Origin of the sequence: Streptomyces griseus subsp. griseus, assembly GCF_000720255.1 — a bacterium.
Lineage (GTDB): Bacteria > Actinomycetota > Actinomycetes > Streptomycetales > Streptomycetaceae > Streptomyces > Streptomyces griseus_I.
In genome coordinates this window covers 41,555-58,489 of record NZ_JOJE01000029.1, presented here as the reverse complement: position 1 = coordinate 58,489, position 16,935 = coordinate 41,555, and the positions used below count along the sequence as shown (strand labels likewise).

Below are 16,935 nucleotides of genomic sequence, written 5' to 3'. Positions count from 1 at the left end.
CCAGGCGTGGCCGCCCCCACGTCGACGTGAGGTAACGTCCCCGAACGGGGGGTACGCACAGGCTGACACCAGGGACGAGGAGCAGGCCGAGATGGCTGGCCGGGACGAGCGGTACCACGGTACGGACGTCACCCCGGGAGGGGACGCGGCGTGGGCGGAGGAACTCCTCGACCAGCTACGACCCTCGGGGCGCGACGTCCGCAAGGTCGTCGACTGGCTCGCCGGCACCCTCGGGGCGACGGCCTCCCTCCAGGACGACACCGGCGCCCTCCTCGCCGGACTGCCGCCCCCGCCGGCCGACCACCTGGCCGCCGACATCGTCGCCGGACGGATCGCCTCCGCCGCCTGGGAGGGGCGGGGACAGCACCTGCGCCTGGTCCGCGTCACGCTCCCGCGCCCCGCGTCGGCGGGCGTGCTGGTCGTCGCGCGCACGGCCCCGTTCGACCGGCGGGCGTCCGACATCGTCACCCACACCGCGGCGGTGCTCGAACTCCTGCTGCGGGCCCGCGAGACCACGGCGACCGGACGACGGCTGAAGCGGGCCACCTCCGACCTGCGGCTGGCCATCCTGCAACTGCTCATGGTGGAGGACACCGTCGCGGCCCGCCGTGTCGCCGCCGGTCTGTGGCCGGGGCTGCTGGACACCGACACGGCCTGCGTCTACGTCGTCGAGAGCAGCCCCGACGAACGCGACCGGCTGGCCGAGGCGTGCGTCGATGTCACGGCGGAGCAGGCCCTGGTCGTGCGCTGCCCGGCCATGGACGGACACGTGATCGTCGTGACCCCCCGCGACTCCGCGGCCGCGGAACTGCGCTCCCTGCTCGACCGCAACCCCCACACGTTCCTCGGCGGCAGCACCCGGCAGGCCCTCGCCCGGACCGCCACCGCCTACGGGCAGGCCGTCAGCGCCCTCGCCGTCGCCCGCTTCCGCCCCGGCAAGGCGGCGGTGTACGCCGAACGCACCCACCCCGAACGCCTGATGGACCCGGACGCGCTGCGGACCTGGACCACCCGGCTGCTGCGCCCGCTCGACACCCTCCCGCACCACACCCGCGCCGAACTCCTCGCCACCACCCGCCTGGGCCTGGAGTTCACCGCCGTCAGCGCGGCGAAGGTCCTCGGCGTCAGCCGCAACACCGTGCGCGCCCGCATGGAACGCGTGGAGAGCCTGCTGGGCACCGACTTCTCCGGCCTCACCGTCCGCGCCGCCGTCCACCTCGCCCTGAACACCCAGGTCGGCTTCATGGAGCAGGCGACCGACACCGCGGACGGACCGGCCGCCGTCCCGTTCGACGAGCTGCTCGCCGGGCCCGCGCTGCGTACCTGGGCCGACGCCCTCCTGGGCCGGCTGGACACCGACGGACGCGACCTGCGCCGCACCCTGCGCGCCTGGATCGCCGCCGGCGGCAACGCCGAGCGCGCCGCACAGCAACTCGGTGTCCACGCCCAGACCGTCCGCGAACACGTGCGCGGTGCCGAGCCCGTCCTGGAACGCCAGCTCCTCGCCGCCGGCAGCGACCTGTACGAGGTCGTCCTCGCCCATCTGACCACCGGCGACCTCGAACACCCCGACCTGCACCGGGAGAAACCGGGCCATTAGGACTCACCTGTGCACGGGTGAGCCCCCAAGGCCCGCGAGCGGGCACCGGCACGGTTCACAAGCGGAGCCCCGCCCACGTAAGTTCATGGCACCGCGGGGGCACGACCGGAACGGGGGACCGGTCGGCGCCCCCGCGACGTCATCCCCGCAGCCGGACCGGCACCTCCTGCCAGCCGAACGCGATGAAGGACGGCACCTGCCTCAGCTCCTGCCCGGGAACGGCGAGTTCAAGCCCGGGAAAGCGGTCGAAGAGGGCGGGCAGCGCGGTCAGTGCCTCCATGCGGGCCAGCGGCGCGCCGATGCAGCGGTGCACCCCGATCCCGAACGCCAGATGGTCCTCGGCCCCGCGCCCGGCGTCGAAGGCGTCCGCGTCCGGCCCGTAGTGCGCCGGATCCAGACCGGCGGCCGCGTACGTCGTGATGATCGCGTCCCCGGCCGGGACGGTGACGTCGCCGACGGTGAGCTCGCCGACGGCGAACCGCAGCGGCAGCGAGGCGATGGACGGGTGCACCCGCAGCGTCTCGTCGATGACCGCGTCCCAGCCGATCTCCCCGCTCCGCACGGCCGCCAGCTGCTCCGGGTGCCGCAGCAGCGCCACCACCGCGTTGCCGATCAGGTTCACGGTCGTCTCGAAGCCCGCCCCGATGACCAGCAGCAGCGTGTACAGCAACTCCTCGTCGCTGAGCCGGTCGCCGTCCTCGTCGCGCACCCGGATCAGCTCGGTCGTCATGTCGTCGCCCGGGTGCTCCACCTTGTGGGCGATGAGCGCGCCGAGAACCGTGCCGATCTGCTCCTGCACGAAGGCGGCGTGCTCGGGGCTCGGGTCGGAGGTGTCCATGATGGCCGCGATGAGGCGTCCCGTGACCTCCCGCAACTCCTCGGGCACCCCGAACAGTTCGCAGATGATCCGCATGGGCAGCGGATGCGCGAAGCCCTCCTTCAGGTCGACCACCCCGTCGTCGGCGGCCGTCAGCGTGTCGAGCAGATCCTTCGTGACCCCCTCCACCCGGGTGCGCAGCGCCTCGGTGCGCCGGTGGGTGAAGCTCGGCGCGACCAGCTTGCGCAGCCGGGTGTGGTCGGGGCCGTACGTCGACAGCATGTTGACCACGCCGACCCAGCCCAGGATCCAGGCCCAGGACGGACGTTGTTGGACTTCCTCCCACAGGTTCCAGTGCAGCCGGGGGTCCTTGCTGACCCTCGGATCGAGGATCAGCTCCTTGAGCGTGTCGTAGCCGGTGGGCGCCCAGGCGGGGATGCCGCCGGGCAACTCGACGGGGACGATCGGGCCGAGGGAGCGCAGCCGGGCGCTCTCGCCGGGGATGTCGGCGCCGAACGGGTCGAGCGCGATGCGGTCGGTCACGGTCACGTCGGTTCTCCTGGCTGGTCGGGGGAGCGGGGGCGGAACCGCACGGGCAGCGCGGTGAGGGAGCGGTGGAAGGGGCCGGGCCGCCAGCTCAGGCGGTCGCGGGGCAGTGTGGGCTCCAGGTCGGGCAGCCACTGGGTGAGCCGCTCGATGGCTTCGGTGACGATGAGCAGCGTGTGCTGCTTCACCGGGCAGGCGTGCGGGCCCGCGCCCCAGGACAGGTGCGAGGCGTCGCCCGGATGCCGGGCCGCGCCGTGCTCCTGCTCGGCGAAGTGCCCGAGGGCGCCGTAGGAGACGACCACCGGCACCGCGTCCCGGATCCACACGTCGTGGAAGGCGACGGGCCTGCGGGCGTAGTAGATGCCGTAGTTCGCCAGCGGGGTCTCGTGGTGCAGCACCTCCACCACCGCGTCCATGACGGGGCGGGCGCCGCTGGTGAGGGTGGAGTAGAAGGCCGGGTTGCCCAGGATCCGCGACAGCGCGTTCGACAGCAGGTTGGCGGTCGGCTCGTACCCGGCGCCCAGGGTGAGGAACACCTGCCAGGTGACCTCCTCCACGGTCAGCCCGGCGGGATGCTCCAGGAGCCGGCTCGGCAGGTCGTCGCCGGGGCGCTCGGCCTTGGCCGCGATGAGGTCCAGCACGTACCCCGCGTACTGCGCCTCGCCCTCGGCGGCCCGTGGACCGCCCTCCATCATCGTGCCCAGGCCCTCGTCGAGCCGGTCCCCGTCGCTGTCCGGCATTCCGAACAGGTCGTTGAAGACCAGCGCCATCAGGGGCCGCGCGAACTCCCCGACCAGATCGGCCTCGCCCTTCGGCCCGACCCGGCCGACGAGCAGGTTCACCGCCCGGTGCACCCGGGCGCGCAGGTCGTGCGGCTCCACCAGGTCGAAGACGTCGATGAGCGTGGTGCGGTAGCGCAGGTGGGCGGCGCCGTCGGAGAACAGGGCGTTGGGCCGCCACCGCATCATGCCGAGGACCGGCGCGTCGTCGGCGACGGTCGCCTCCCAGGGCCGCGGGTCGTGCGAGAACGTCTCGGTGTCGTGCAGCAGGTCCAGCGCGGCCCGCCGGTCCGTGACGACGTACGCCGGGACACCCGGCGCCAGCTCCGCCCAGCCGATCGGTCCCTGGGCGCGCAGTGCGGCGTAGTAGCGGTACGGGTCGAGCGCGAAGCCGTCCTCCCACAGCCGTACGGGCACGGAGCGGGAGAAGGCCTCCTGCGCGGGGGTGGGGCTCGTGGGGGAAGGTGTGGTCACCGGCTCTCCGGACGGTCGCGGTCGATCAGGTGCTGGACCAGCGCGAGCAGCGCGTCCACGGACGAGTTCCGCTCCCGCGCGTCGCAGGCCACCATCGGCGTCCCCGCCTCCAGGTCCAGCGCGCGGCGCAACTGCTCCTCGCTGTGCTGGCGCGGCGCGTCCGGGAACACGTTGAAGGCGACGGCGTACGGCAGTCCGCTCTCCTCCACAAGCCCCAGGACGTCGAACGACGCGTCGACGCGGCGGCTGTCGACCAGCACCAGCGCGCCGAGGGCCCCGTAGGCGATGTCGTCCCACAGCGGACGGAACCGCTCCTGCCCGGGGGTGCCGAACAGGTAGAGCACGATGCCGTGGGGCAGGCTGATCCGGCCGAAGTCGATGGCGACGGTGGTCGTCGTCTTCTCCCGCACCCCCTCGAGGTCGTCCACCTGCGCGGACGCCTCGGTGAGCCGCTCCTCGGTGTGCAGCGGCCGGATCTCGGAGACGGAGTCGATCAGGGTCGTCTTGCCCACCCCGAAGGGGCCCGTGATCAGGATCTTGACGAGGTCGCGGGCGGTGTCGGGCAGGTGCGGGGCGTCCGGGCCGGGGACGGAGGCGCTAGGAACGCTTGAGGTCGCGGAGGCCATCGGCCACTCTCTTCAGCAGGTCGGGGTCGAACCGTGCGGCGGGCGGGATCGGCGCACGGGCACGGACGAGGTCCTTCTCGGCGAGGTCGGCGGCGAGCACGCGCACCGCGGAGACCGGCAGCCGCAGCAGCGCCGCCGCCTCCACGACCGTCAGCGAACCGCCCTCCAGCGCCTCCAGCAGGGCGAGCTGGGCGGCGGGCAGCCCCGCGGGCACGTCCTCGCCGCTGCGGTTCAGCACCGAGAGCCGGTCCAGCCGCACCCCACGGTGCTGGGCCACACCCGCGGTGGACAGGTACGCGGGGACCAGGGGACGGCCGCCCGGGCGGCCGGTCATACCGGGCTGTCGTCGCCGTCGGCCTCCCGGGGCGCGGCGGCCATCGCCTTCTCGCCCAGCCGCGCCACCTGCGAGTGAACCCGGTGCGCGAGCAGGTCCAGACGCACCTCGCCGTCTCCGTACGCGGCCACGCAGGTGCCGTGGTCGGTCGGCACGATCAGCACGTACCCGTGGTCCGACTCGATGACGACCTGCCGGACCTCGGCCCGGTCCCGGTCGGCGAACGCGGCAGCCGCCGTACGACAGGCCCCCTGCACCGTGCTGGTGATCGCGGCGACCCGCTCGGCCGACGGCTGGGTCAGCGCGTCGGTGTACCCCGTCACGAGCCCGTCCTTGGTCAGCAGGACGGCGGCGACGACGTGCGGCACCTGAAGGATCGGTTCCAGCACCCAGGCCGTGTCGCTCAAGTCGCGGCTGGTCATGCCGCTCCCCCTTCGTGGTCGGTCGGTTCGGTCTCGTCGGGCCACCGGTCGGTGCCCTCCGCGGCCGCGGCGCGGGCCGCCGCGGTGCCGGCCTGCAGCGCGCCGAGCGCCGCCGCGGCCTCCTCGGGCCGCCGCGCCGGGCCGGCCGGCGCGGTCTCCTGCCGGGCGGTCACCCGGCTGCGGCGGCGCCGCTGCGGCAGACCGCCGGTGTCCCCCGGATCGTGGTGCCCCGACGCGGCCGGGGCGGCGGGGTCGTCCCGCTCACTGCCGTAGCCGTGGGCGGACGCTGCTGGAGCAGCCGCCGAAGCAGCCGTCGGCGCAGGAGCCGTCGGCGACGGAGCCGGCACCGACGCGCCCGGGTCCTCCGGCGCGGCGCGTCGGGTGGTGCGCGGGGCGCTCGCCGCGGGCGGCTTCTCGACCGGGTCGATACGGCTGAGCAGATGGCTGTCGACACGCAGCACCGCCCGCACTCCGCCGTAGGGGGAGGGCGAGGAGACGTCCACGCTCAGGTCGAACTGCCGGGTCAGCCGGCCGACCGCGGCCAGCCCCATGCGCGGCGGGTCGCCGAGTTCGGTGAGCAGGATCGGGTCACCGCCGGCCACCAGCCGCTGGGCGCGCGCCCGTTCGTCCTGCGTCATGCCCAGACCGGCGTCGTCGACGGTGACGCACACGCCGTGGTGGACGTGTTCGAGACCGACTGTGACCTCGGTCTCCGGAGCGGAGTGCCGAAGGGCGTTGTCCAGGAGCTCGGCGACGATGATGGCGACCGGTTCGACGGCGTGCGAGACGAGGGCGGTGCCCGGCTCCAGATGGTTGTGGACCGTCACCCGGTGGTAGCCCGCGAGCCGCGCCTGACCTCCCGTCACCGCGTCCACCAGGTGGGACTCCTCCCGGGCGAGCCCGACCCAGGCCCCGCACACCACGGCGGTCACCTGGGCGCGCCGCAGCGACTGCTCGTTCTCGTGGTCCAGCTGGAACAGCGTCTGCGCCAACTCGGGATCGTCGTAGCGCTGCTGCAGACTCCGCAGGGCGTCCTGGAGCCGGTACAGCGCCGCCTGGATCTCGCGGGTGGCGCCGCGCAGCCCGGCCTGGGCGGCCGCGTCGACGCGGGTGTGCTGGGCGAGCAGTTCGGCGCGCAGCCCCCGCAGCACGAGGTCGAGGGCGTGACCGAGCGGCGTCCCGGTGGTCTGCGGTCGCAGCGGGCCCGGCACCACGACGTGCGGGTGCGCCAGTTGGCGGGCGGCGGCGGGCACGCGCCGCTCCGCGAGGTGCTCCACCTCGGCGGTGAACGCCTGGACCAGACCGTCGACCTGGGCACGCAACGCGGTGATCTCGGTGCGCTGTCTGGCCCGTTGGCGCCGCAGCCGCATCAGGCCGCCGCCGAGGGCGAGCGCGGACAGGGTGCCGGCGGCGAGGACGCCGACGGCCAGGTCCGGTAATTCGATCATCGAAGCGGTTCCATCAGAGGTCGGGCAGGGCGGGGTCCGGGCTCCCCGAGTGGGGCGTTCGCAGCACAGTACACACCGTCATTGATCGTTCTCGCACGGTCGAGTGATACTTCGCCGTCGAAAGTGACCGGCCTCTCTTCGTTTCTGCGTCAACTGTCTGAATTGCCGTACGGGTTCATCGAGTTGGTGCTAGTCGACCAGCGGCGCCAGCACCGCGAGCGTGCCGTTGGCCCGGCGCAGCGCGGCCTCCAGGATGACGGGCGGGTACAGCGCACCGCTCCCGTCGGGCGGGATCAGCCACTCCAGGAAGCGGCCCGGCCGGTACGGCGGGGGAACGGCGACCCACGCCCCCTTGCCGGCGTGCCGCAGTCCCGCCCCGACCCACTCACTGCCCGGGTCCGGCGGCAGGAAGAACCCCACCCGCTCCGCCGCGGTGTCCACCAGGGTCGGTCCCGGCAAGGGAGACGACGTCTGCCACAGCAGGTCCAGGGCGAGCAGGCCCAGCCGCTCGGGGACGCTCAGCAGGTCCCAGTACCGGCCCGCCTCCAGCAGCGCGACTCCGTCACCCCGGTCCCAGTCCCGCTTGCAGGCCCGCGGGTCCGGCGCGGCGGCCGCCAGCCACTCCACACCACGCCTCCACGCCTCATCGCTCATGTCCGGCTCCGTGTGCCCTCCGCTCGGCCCGCCCGGCAGGTCGATCCGGCATATGCATGCTCGTGGATATCTCCACGGCAGGGAAGGGGTGGCGCACCCTGGCGCTTCGCAGCGGCTTGCCGGCGCTGACCTCGGCAGCGCCTACTCCGGGACGTGGGCTGAATGTCCGCCTCCGGCAACGGCTGTCACCGACCTGTCACAGCCCCCGGGGGCACCACAACTCCTCCGGGTCGTCCCGTGTCGAACCAGGCGTCGGCGAAGTACGGGCGGATTCCAGTTGGATCCGGCACGCAGCCCGCACTCGACCGCAAACGCCGGCACGACCACGACCACTCGTCACCCCTGGGGGAAACAGGCATGTCCCGCACACCGCGCACGATCCGCCGCACCGGTACTTCCGCCGCCGTCACGGCAGCCTTGTTCCTGCTGCTGACCGGAGCCGCCGTCCTGGCCGCCCCGGCCTCCTACGCGGGCGTCCCCGGCGGCACCGGCGCCGCCGACCGCAACAACGACTTCAACGGCGACGGCTACGCCGACGTCCTCATCGGCGCGCCCGAAGGCAGAGTCGACGGGAAGGCGGGCGCCGGATACGTCACCGTGCAGTACGGCGCCCCGAACGGCATCGGCACCAACACCAGCACCCCCAAGGGCCGCACCGCCGTCTTCAGCCAGTCCACGCCCGGCGTCCCCGGCACCTCCGAGGCCTGGGACGGCTTCGGACACGCGGTCGCCTCCGGTGACATCGACGGCGACGGCTACGACGACGCGATCATCGGCGCTCCCGGTGAGGCCGAGGGCACCGTGGCCGGCGCCGGCCGGGTAACCGTCCTGTACGGCTCCGCGCAGGGCCTCGGCACCCGCGCCGGTTCCTTCACCGCCCCCACCCCCACCTCCGGCGCCCGCTTCGGCGCGGCCGTCGCCGCCGCCCGCTTCTCCTCGGCGACCCCGAACGACGACATCGCCGTACTCGACGAAGACGGGGCCCAGGTCTTCACCCTGCGCCAGGGCAGGCTCACCCGCACGGCCCGCCTCGCCCTGCCCCAGCACCCCGAGGGCCACCGCATCCAGCCTGCCGGCCTGACCACCGGCGACTACGACAAGGACGGCTTCGCGGACCTCGTCGTCTCCGGCTTCAGCCAGGCGGACACCTACGCCCAGGGATGGTCGGCCGTCTATGCAGGCGGCGCGAGCTTCACCCACCTCCGTGACCTGCGCGGCGGCACCGCCAGCGCCTCCGGCGACATCGACAAGGACGGCTACGACGACCTCGTGGTCGGTCAGGTCAGCAGCCCCGACGACGAGGCCGAGGGCCTTACCGGCGGACTCATCGGCGTGTACTACGGCGGTGAGGACGGCCCTGTGGGCGAGGAGGGCGCGGCGCAGTGGTGGACCCAGAACTCCGCGGGCGTCCCGGGCGTGGGCAGGCACGGCGACGCGTGGGGCGCCGACGTGTCCGTGGCCGACGTCAACGGCGACGGTTACGCCGACGTGGCCGTCGGCGCACCCGGCAAGGACCTGGGCAACGAGGCCGACGCCGGCGCGGTGTGGCTGCTGCGCGGGGCCGCCGGGGGTCTGACCGCGACCGGCAGCCAGTCCTTCGACCAGAACACCGCGAACATCCCCGGCACCGCCGAGGCCGAGGACTCCTGGGGCGCCCAGGTCCGGCTGGTGGACACCGACGCGGACGGCCGGGCCGAGCTGGTCGCCGCCGCGCCCGTCGAGAACGCCGGCGACGGAGTGGCCTGGTTCCTGCCCGCCGGACCGTCGGGCCTGCTGGCGAGCGGCTCGTGGTCGTTCGGCGCCGGATCACTGGGCGCGCCCGTGGTGGGCTCCCGCTACGGCTCGGCCATCGACGAGTGAGACGGCCGCCCGTAGGCCCGTGACGTACCGGATTCTCCCCGTGTGGCCCGGTTCGGGACGGGTACCCGTCCCGCGCCGACAGACCGCGAACCGACGGAGGAGGTCCGCATGACCAGTGGAACGGAGACCGGCGGCGTCACCGGCACGCAGGACAAGGACTACAACCTGATCTGGTACGTGGAGGCGTGCCTGAGCAACGCGCTGCGCCTGGAGAGCTACATCCAGGACGCCGAACGCGAGAAGGACACCGAGGTCGCGGACCTGTTCCGCAAGGCCCAGGCCGACAGCCGCAAGGGTGCCGAACTGGGCAAGGGACTTCTTCGCTCCCGCCTCGACGGCGGCTGACACCGAGCCGCCCCTCCGAGGGCCCGGACACCGTGGAGACACGGCGTTCGGGCCCTTCCGCATCCGGCCGTCGCCCGCCGGACGGGAGCGGCCGGCAGTCGGCCCGATAACGTCAACACCGACGCTTGACAGTGCACTTGGCCTCCGGCCCACCGCAGTCGTCATCGGCGCGAGCGCCGCGGGCCTCTTCGCCGCCACCGCGCTCACCGCCTTCGCCGACGTCACCGTCATCGAACAGGACACCCTCCCGGACGGCCCCCCACCCCGCCGCCGGCGTTCCCCAGGCCCGCCACGCCCACATGGTGTGGAGCGGAGGAGTGAGGGCCTTCGACGACCTGCTGCCCGGCGTCGTCGACGAGGTCCTCGCCGAGGGCGGCCGTCTGGTCCACATCATGGGCGACCTGGTCTCCCGCGCACCCGACGAGATCTGGTTCCGCCGGTTCACCGCCACGCACCACCGCAACCTGGTGTGCTCGCGCGACCTGCTCGACCACGTCCTGCGCCGACGCGCCCTGGCCGACCCACGCATCACCGTGCGCCAGAACACCACCGCGCTCGCCCTGGAGGGCGGTGCCGGCCGCGTCACCGGCGTGCGCGTGCGCACCGGCGACGAGGAACCCACCCTCACCGCCGACCTGGCCGTCGACGCCTCCGGCCGCGGCTCCCGCACCCCGCGGTGGCTTGTGGACCTCGGGCTGCCCGAGCCCGCCGAACGCGAGGTCGACGCCGGCGTCACCTACGCCACTCGCCTCTTCCACGCCCCCCGGCACGACCGGCGACGGCGCCTTCCCGCTGGTGAACGTGCAGGCCAACCCCGCCAAGGCGCCCGGCCGTGGCGGCATCATCCTGCCCGTCGAAGGGGACCGCTGGATCGTCACCCTCACGGGCAGCCGCGGCTGCGAACCCACCGCCGACCCGAACGCCTTCGTCGACTTCACCCTGAGCCTCGGCGACCCCGTCATCGGTGAACTCCTCAAGGACGCGACGCCGATCGGGGACATCGCCACCACCCACGCCACCGCCAACCGCCGCCGCTCCTACGAGAAACTCCGGCAGTGGCCGGACGGCCTCCTCGTCCTCGGCGACGCCGTGGCCGGCTACAACCCCGTCCACGGGCACGGACTCACCGTCGCCGCCCGGAGCGCCGTCATCGTCCGCGAGACCCTGCGCGCCACGGACCTCACCGCCCCGGGCACCGCCCGCCGCCTGCAACGCGCCGTGTCCCGCCCTGTCGCCGTCGTCTGGGACCTGGCGGTGGGCCAGGACGCCTCCTACCCCGGCGCCACCGACACCCCGCCCACCACGGCGGACCGCTTCCTGGCCCGCTTCGTCGACCGTCCCGTCGCCACCGGCGCCCGCAGTCCTCGCGCGCTCGGCGCCCTCCTCGACGTGATGAGCCTGGAGAAGCCGCCGATCCGCCTCTCCTCGCCCGACATGCTCCTCCCGATGCTCTTCGGCCCGAAGAAACCGCACCTCCAGGGCCCACCACTGACGGAGGCCGAACGCTAGAGCGCGACGCGCTGAGCACCCGCGCACGGAGCGCAGGGCGGGCGGAAATCCCCGTCGGCCCTGCTCACGTACCGAGCGCCAGGACGAGCGCGGTCAGTGTGGCGACCGCGGCCGTACAGGCCGGTCCTGCGCCCTGATCACCGGGCCCTCGTCGTTCTCGCCAGGTCACCGGGGCTCCGTCGTCCCGGTCGGCGTGCTCGTGAACACCCGTACGTCCCAGGGGCCGAGCTCCACCACCGCACCCGCCGCGACCGACGTACCGGCCAAGGTGTCGGACAGGTCCACCGGGGCCTCGACCCGGACGGGCTGCCAGCTCCAGTTGTGGACGACGTGCACCCGGGGTCCGTCGGGCGAGGTCCCGGTCGTCGCGGTGACGGACGCCGGGAGATCGCCCCAGGCGTGGCGGGCGGACGGGGCGAGCCATCCGGCCAGCGCCCGGGCGAGGTCACGGCCGGGCACCGTGCCGACGTACGTGACGCGGCCCGCGCCGTGGCCGCGGGTGGTGACGGCGGGCCAGCGGCCGAAGTGCGGGTGGTCGTAACCGACGAGCACTTCGGCGTCCGTGACGGTCAGGCCGTCCGCCCAGTGGGTCGCCGTGGCGCCCTCGGGCAGGTCGATCCCACCGCCGGGGGCCGGCCGCACCGGGACGTCCCGCAGCAGGTTGCTGAACTCCTCGTAGCTGACGCCCGCCGCCCTGGTCAGGCGCCCCGGAGCCGGCTCGTGCCGGGCGCGGGCCTCCTGGTCGGCGTAGCCGGTGCGCGGGCCGAGCACCAGGTGGCCGCCCGCGTGGGCGTAGGTGGCGAACCAGTCGAGCGTCGTGTCGTCCACGACGTACAGGGCCGGGACGACGAGGACGGGATGCCGGCGGGCCGCCTCCTCGGGGGTCATACCGGGGCGTTCACCGCTCGGGTCGTGGAGCTGGCGGGCGTGGACGATGCGGACCTGGCGGCCGGCGTCGAAGGCGCCCCGGTAGAAGGGGTCGAAGATGCGGTGGTAGGCGGCCGGGTCGGGTTCGCCGTCCGGCGTGGACAGCGGCGGATACTTCTGCATCAGCCACTTGCTCGGCGTCGAGTAGACCATCGTGATGTCGGCGTCCGGTTCGAGCCCGGCGACGAGCGAACCGGCTGCCTCGAACTCGGCGCCCAGCCGGGCGAGTTCGGCGTAGACGCGACCGGGACGGCCGCTGTGCGGAAGGATCCCGCCCCAGTACGTCTCGGCGCCGAAGTGAAGTGTGTGCCAGTGCCAGTACTCGATCATCCGGGCCCCGCGGGCGACGAGCGCCCACGCCGCCTGACGCCACTGCCCGTCGTAGGCCGGCCGGTTGTCCCAGGGGAAACCGATGGAGGACGCGTTGGTCTCGGTGACCAGGAACGGCGACTGGCGGGAGGAGAACATCCAGTCGGCGGTCTGGTACAGCGCCCACACCCCGGTGGTCTTCCACACCTGCTCGTGGTCGTCGGGCGTGGGGTCGGGCAGCGCCAGACCGTCCTGCATGTCGTAGTACGGGTTGCCCGTGGCGACGTCGAGACGGTCCGTCATCTCGTCGTCCTCGACCGCCTGACGGGTGTAGGAGATGCACGTGGTGACGAACTGCTCGGGGTGGGCGTACTCACGCACGATGTCCGCCTGCCAGCCGATGAACTCGGTGACCTGACGGGCCTGGAACGCGCGCCAGGCCACGTCGTACTGCGGCTGCGCGTTTCCGTCCGGGGTCCACAGGTCGGCCCAGGTGGACAGGCGGTGCGACCAGTAGACGAGGCCCCACTCGCGGTTGAGGGTCTCGACGTCGCCGTACTTCTCGCGCAGGTGGTCCACGAAGCGCTGGAAGACGCCGTGGTTGTGGAGGAGGTGCAGGCCCGGCTCGTTGTCGACCTGGAAGCCGATGACCGCCGGGTGGTCGGCGTAGCGGGCGACGATCTTCCGGATGACCCGTTCGGCGTGGAAGCGGAAGGCAGGGTGCGTGAAGTCGACCTCCTGACGGGCGCCCCAGCCGTGGCGCCGCCCGGTGGCGTACTCGCCGGTGATCTCCGGGTACTGCCGGGCCAGCCACGGCGGCACGGCGTACGTCGGCGTGCCGAGCATCACGGAGATGCCGCGCTCGTGGGCGCCGTCGAGGACCGGCTGGAGCCAGTCGAGGTCGAACCGGCCGTTGTCCGGTTCCCAGGTCGACCACACCGACTCGCCGACCCGGATCACCGAGAACCCGGCCCCGGCCATCAGGTCCAGGTCGTCCTTGAGTCGTTCGTACGGCTGATACTCGTGGTAGTACGCGGCGCCGAAGAGGACGCGGGCAGGCAGAGCCGCCATGAAGGAAACCTCCGGGGAAGTGGGGGAGTGGTGCGAGGTGCGCGTGCCCTACTGCTTGACGCCGCCGGCCGCCAGGCCGCTCTGCCAGTAGCGCTGGAGCAGCAGGAAGGCCACGACCAGCGGCACGATCGAGAGCAAAGAGCCGGTCACGACCAGGGCGAGCATGTCGCTGCTGGAGCCGGCCCCGCCGTTCTGCGCCTGCGCCGCCCAGGACGCCAGGCCGACCGTGATCGGGTACAGGTTCGGGTCGTTGAGCATGATCAGCGGCAGGAAGTAGTTGTTCCAGGTCGCCACCAGCGTGAAGAGCAGCACCGTCACCAGACCGGGACCGAGCAGCCTGAGAGCGATCCGGAAGAAGATCCGGGCCTCCCCGGCACCGTCGATGCGAGCGGCCTCCAAGAGGCTGTCGGGCACCGCGTCCTGGGCGTAGACGCGCATCAGGTACAGGCCGAAGGGGTTCACCAGCGAGGGCAGGATCACCGCCCAGGGGGTGTTGACCAGACCCGCCTTCGCGAAGAGCAGATAGGTCGGGATCGCCAGCGCGGTGGTGGGGACCATCACGGCGCCGAGGACCAGGTTGAAGGCGAGACGGTCGCCGCGGAAGCGGAACTTGGCGAAGCCGTACCCGCCGGCGGCCGCGAGCAGCGCCGCGCCCACCGCGCTCACCACCGCGTACACGGCGGTGTTGAGCAGCCAGTGCAGGAAGACGCCGTCGTCCTGGGTGAACGTCTCCTTGATGTTCGTCAGCAGCCGCGGAGTGTGCGAGAACCACAGGCCGAAGCTGTTGAACAGGTCCTCGGTGCTCTTGGTCGAGGCGACCACCAGCCAGAACAACGGCAACAGGAAGTAGGCGAGGGCCGCCAGCATGGCGATCGTCAGCGGGGTGCTGCGGCGGCGGGAGGACGGGAGGGAGGTCACGGGGTCCTCCTGCGGTTCGCGGTGAGCAGGACGGCGTAGGAGGCGATCACGATGACGAGACCCAGCAGGAAGGACACCGTGGCCGCGTAATTGACCTGCTGGCCGGTGAACGCGAGGGAGTAGCCGTACAGGTTGGCGGTGTAGGAGCTGCTGATGACGTCCGGGGCGATGTTCATCAGCAGCTTCGGCTCGTTGAACAGCTGGAAGCTGCCGATGACGGAGAACAGCAGGGTGAGCAGCAGAGCGGGACGCAGGGCCGGCAGCTTGACCGACCAGGCGATCCGCCAGGCGCCGGCGCCGTCCATCGCGGCCGCCTCGTACAGCTCCTGCGGGATGGTGCGCAGGGCGGCGTACAGGATGATCATGTTGTAGCCGACGAACTCCCAGGTCACGATGTTCGCCAGGCTGCCCAGCATCCAGCCCTCGCTCAGGAAGTGCGGGGCCGGCAGGTCCAGCATCCGGCTGAGTTGGGCGAACGGCCCGAAGTCCGGTCCGTACAGATAACCCCACATCAGCGCGGCGACCACGCTCGGCACGGCGTACGGGACGAAGATGCCCAGCCGGATCACCCGCGCCAGCCGCAGCAGACCGCTGTCCAGCGCGAGGGCGAACAGCAGCGCCAGCGCCAGCATCAGCGGGACCTGGATCACGAAGAACAGCGCGACCCGGCCGACGCCGTGCAGCAGCAACGGGTCCTGGAGGGCCTTGACGTAGTTGTCGAGGCCGACGAAGACCGTTCCGCCGATGAGGCGTTGCTGGAACAGACTGAGGTAGGCGGCGTAGCCGAGCGGGGCGAGGAAGAGCAGCAGGAACAGCACCAGGAACGGCGCGACGAACAGCGGCCCCGCCGCCCGACGCGCCCTCACGGACGAGGCCATCTCAGCTCCCCTTGACCGTGAAGCCCTGGTCCTTGGCGTACGTCGTGAGCCGCGACTGCCAGGTGCCGAGGGCGCGCACGGTGTCGGTGTGGTCCGCGAGGGACTTGCCGACGGTCTCCGTCCAGTCGGTGGCCGCCTGATCCAGGAACGGCGGCCACTGGAACGAGGAGTTGACCGTGGAGCTGATGTCGGCGAAGAGCTGGTTGACCTTCTGTCCGCCGTAGAATGCAGGCGCGTCCCCGACGAAGTCGGCGTCCGTGAGCAGCGCCTTCGTCGCGGGGAAGAAGAACTGCTCGGTCGCGAACATCTTCGCGCTCGCCGGGTCGCTGTTGAGGAACTTCGCGAACTCGGCCGCCGCGATGGGGTTCTTGGTGGACCGGATGACCGCGGTCGTGGAGCCGCCCCAGTTGCCGGAGCTCGGCTTGGCCGCGTCCCACTGCGGCAGCGGGGCCGCCCGCCACTTGCCCGCGGTCGCCTTGGCGGAACCGGACAGGAACACCGGCCCCCAGGCCGCCGTCAGCCAGGTGGCGTACTTGCCCTTGTTCAGCGCCGCGTACCAGGAGTCGGTGAAGTCCGCCTCGACCCCGATGACCCCCTCCTTGGCCAGCCCGCCCCAGAAGGCGCCGAGTTTCCGGGAGACCGCGTCGTCGACGCTGATGGTGATGTCGCTCTTGCCGCTGGTGGCGTAGGGCTTGGCACCCGCCTGCCACAACAGGCCGTGCCAGGCGGCGACCTGGTTGGCGGCGAGGTTGGTGAGGTAGACGTCCGGGTCGGCCTTGTGCAGCTTGCGCGCGGCGGCGGCGAACTCGTCCCAGGTCTTGGGGACCTCGATCCCGTGCTTGTCGAAGATGTCCTTGCGGTAGAGCATGCCCATCGGGCCGGTGTCCTGCGGTATCGCCCAGACCTCACCGTTGCTGCCGCTGACCTGGCCCCAGGTCCAGTCGACGAAGGTGGACTTGAGCGCCGAGGCGCCGTACGGCCGCAGGTCCAGCAGGCTGTTGGTGATGGTGAAGGTGGGGATGGCCTGGTACTCGATCTGCACCATGTCGGGGGCGCCGCTGCCCGCCTTCAGCGCCGTACGCAGCTTCGTGTACTGGGGTGTTCCCTGGCCGGCGTTGACGGCCTTGACCTTGATGGCGGGGTACTTCTTCTCGAAGAGCGCGATCTCCTGCTGGATGTTCGGCACCCAGGTCCAGAACGTCAGCTCGGTCGGCGTCTTCATCGCCTTGTCGACGTCGGCCTGGCTGACCGGCTTGGCGGAGGTGGAGGAGCCGCCCGAGTCGCCGCCGCCGCACGCGGTCAGGGCGGCGCCGAGCGACAGGGCGCCCGTAGTGGTGAGGAAGAGCCGGCGGCTCAGGGAGGAGGAGCTGGGGAAGGATCCGGTTGAGGGCATGGTGAACTACCGCCGATCGCAGAGG

14 protein-coding genes and 1 pseudogene are annotated in these 16,935 nt (G+C 72.4%); 4 read left to right on the top strand and 11 right to left on the bottom strand.

The features are described 5' to 3' along the window. Positions 1-91 precede the first annotated feature (91 nt). Positions 92-1,600, top strand: coding sequence for a helix-turn-helix domain-containing protein (locus tag IG99_RS30815; protein WP_037679677.1), 1,509 nt, complete (start codon positions 92-94; stop codon positions 1,598-1,600). 139 nt (positions 1,601-1,739) lie between these two features. On the opposite strand, the gene IG99_RS30810 is transcribed toward IG99_RS30815, so the two are convergent. The 7 genes from IG99_RS30810 to IG99_RS30780 all read right to left on the bottom strand — a co-directional run bounded on the left by IG99_RS30810 (position 1,740) and on the right by IG99_RS30780 (position 7,700). Beyond that, positions 1,740-2,966 carry a cytochrome P450 family protein gene (locus IG99_RS30810; protein WP_037679675.1) on the bottom strand — a complete coding sequence of 409 codons (1,227 nt, stop codon included), beginning with the start codon at positions 2,964-2,966 and terminating at the stop codon, positions 1,740-1,742. Next, positions 2,963-4,216 (bottom strand): cytochrome P450 family protein, encoded by a 1,254-nt coding sequence (locus IG99_RS30805; protein ID WP_037679673.1) that lies wholly within the window; start codon positions 4,214-4,216, stop codon positions 2,963-2,965. Before IG99_RS30805 ends, IG99_RS30810 begins: the two co-directional genes overlap by 4 nt. Next, positions 4,213-4,842: a GTP-binding protein gene (locus IG99_RS30800; RefSeq protein ID WP_037679671.1), complete on the bottom strand. Its 630-nt coding sequence runs from the start codon at positions 4,840-4,842 to the stop codon at positions 4,213-4,215. Before IG99_RS30800 ends, IG99_RS30805 begins: the two co-directional genes overlap by 4 nt. Beyond that, complete coding sequence (locus tag IG99_RS30795) at positions 4,814-5,176, bottom strand: DUF742 domain-containing protein (protein WP_037679668.1); 363 nt, start codon at positions 5,174-5,176, stop codon at positions 4,814-4,816. Before IG99_RS30795 ends, IG99_RS30800 begins: the two co-directional genes overlap by 29 nt. Beyond that, positions 5,173-5,598 (bottom strand): roadblock/LC7 domain-containing protein, encoded by a 426-nt coding sequence (locus tag IG99_RS30790; protein ID WP_037679666.1) that lies wholly within the window; start codon positions 5,596-5,598, stop codon positions 5,173-5,175. The genes IG99_RS30795 and IG99_RS30790 overlap by 4 nt, the downstream gene beginning before the upstream one ends. Then, positions 5,595-7,046: an ATP-binding protein gene (locus IG99_RS30785; protein ID WP_037679665.1), complete on the bottom strand. Its 1,452-nt coding sequence runs from the start codon at positions 7,044-7,046 to the stop codon at positions 5,595-5,597. The genes IG99_RS30790 and IG99_RS30785 overlap by 4 nt, the downstream gene beginning before the upstream one ends. A gap of 189 nt (positions 7,047-7,235) precedes the next feature. Continuing rightward, a complete protein-coding gene (locus IG99_RS30780; RefSeq protein WP_037679664.1) occupies positions 7,236-7,700 on the bottom strand; it encodes a hypothetical protein in 465 nt (154 codons plus the stop codon). Positions 7,701-8,057: 357 nt separating this feature from the next. Here IG99_RS30780 and IG99_RS30775 point away from each other — a divergent pair, with 357 nt between their 5' ends. The 3 genes and pseudogenes from IG99_RS30775 (at position 8,058) to IG99_RS30765 (ending at position 11,414) form a co-directional block, all read left to right on the top strand. After that, on the top strand, positions 8,058-9,560 hold the full coding sequence (locus tag IG99_RS30775) for an FG-GAP and VCBS repeat-containing protein (RefSeq protein ID WP_037679662.1): 1,503 nt from the start codon (positions 8,058-8,060) through the stop codon (positions 9,558-9,560). A gap of 108 nt (positions 9,561-9,668) precedes the next feature. Further along, positions 9,669-9,905, top strand: coding sequence for a hypothetical protein (locus IG99_RS30770; RefSeq protein ID WP_037679771.1), 237 nt, complete (start codon positions 9,669-9,671; stop codon positions 9,903-9,905). Positions 9,906-10,011: 106 nt separating this feature from the next. Further along, positions 10,012-11,414 (top strand): annotated as a pseudogene (locus IG99_RS30765) (NAD(P)/FAD-dependent oxidoreductase). A 165-nt stretch (positions 11,415-11,579) separates the two neighbouring features. Here IG99_RS30765 and IG99_RS30760 read toward each other — a convergent pair. From IG99_RS30760 to IG99_RS30745, 4 genes are read right to left on the bottom strand one after another with little or no spacing between them, the layout of a single operon-like run. Further along, complete coding sequence (locus IG99_RS30760) at positions 11,580-13,721, bottom strand: beta-galactosidase (protein WP_037679661.1); 2,142 nt, start codon at positions 13,719-13,721, stop codon at positions 11,580-11,582. A 48-nt stretch (positions 13,722-13,769) separates the two neighbouring features. Continuing rightward, a complete protein-coding gene (locus IG99_RS30755; protein WP_051866088.1) occupies positions 13,770-14,639 on the bottom strand; it encodes a carbohydrate ABC transporter permease in 870 nt (289 codons plus the stop codon). Next, positions 14,636-15,517, bottom strand: coding sequence for a carbohydrate ABC transporter permease (locus IG99_RS30750; protein ID WP_037679659.1), 882 nt, complete (start codon positions 15,515-15,517; stop codon positions 14,636-14,638). The genes IG99_RS30755 and IG99_RS30750 overlap by 4 nt, the downstream gene beginning before the upstream one ends. 1 nt (position 15,518) lies before the next feature. Beyond that, positions 15,519-16,910: an ABC transporter substrate-binding protein gene (locus IG99_RS30745; RefSeq protein WP_037679658.1), complete on the bottom strand. Its 1,392-nt coding sequence runs from the start codon at positions 16,908-16,910 to the stop codon at positions 15,519-15,521. Positions 16,911-16,935 lie beyond the last annotated feature (25 nt).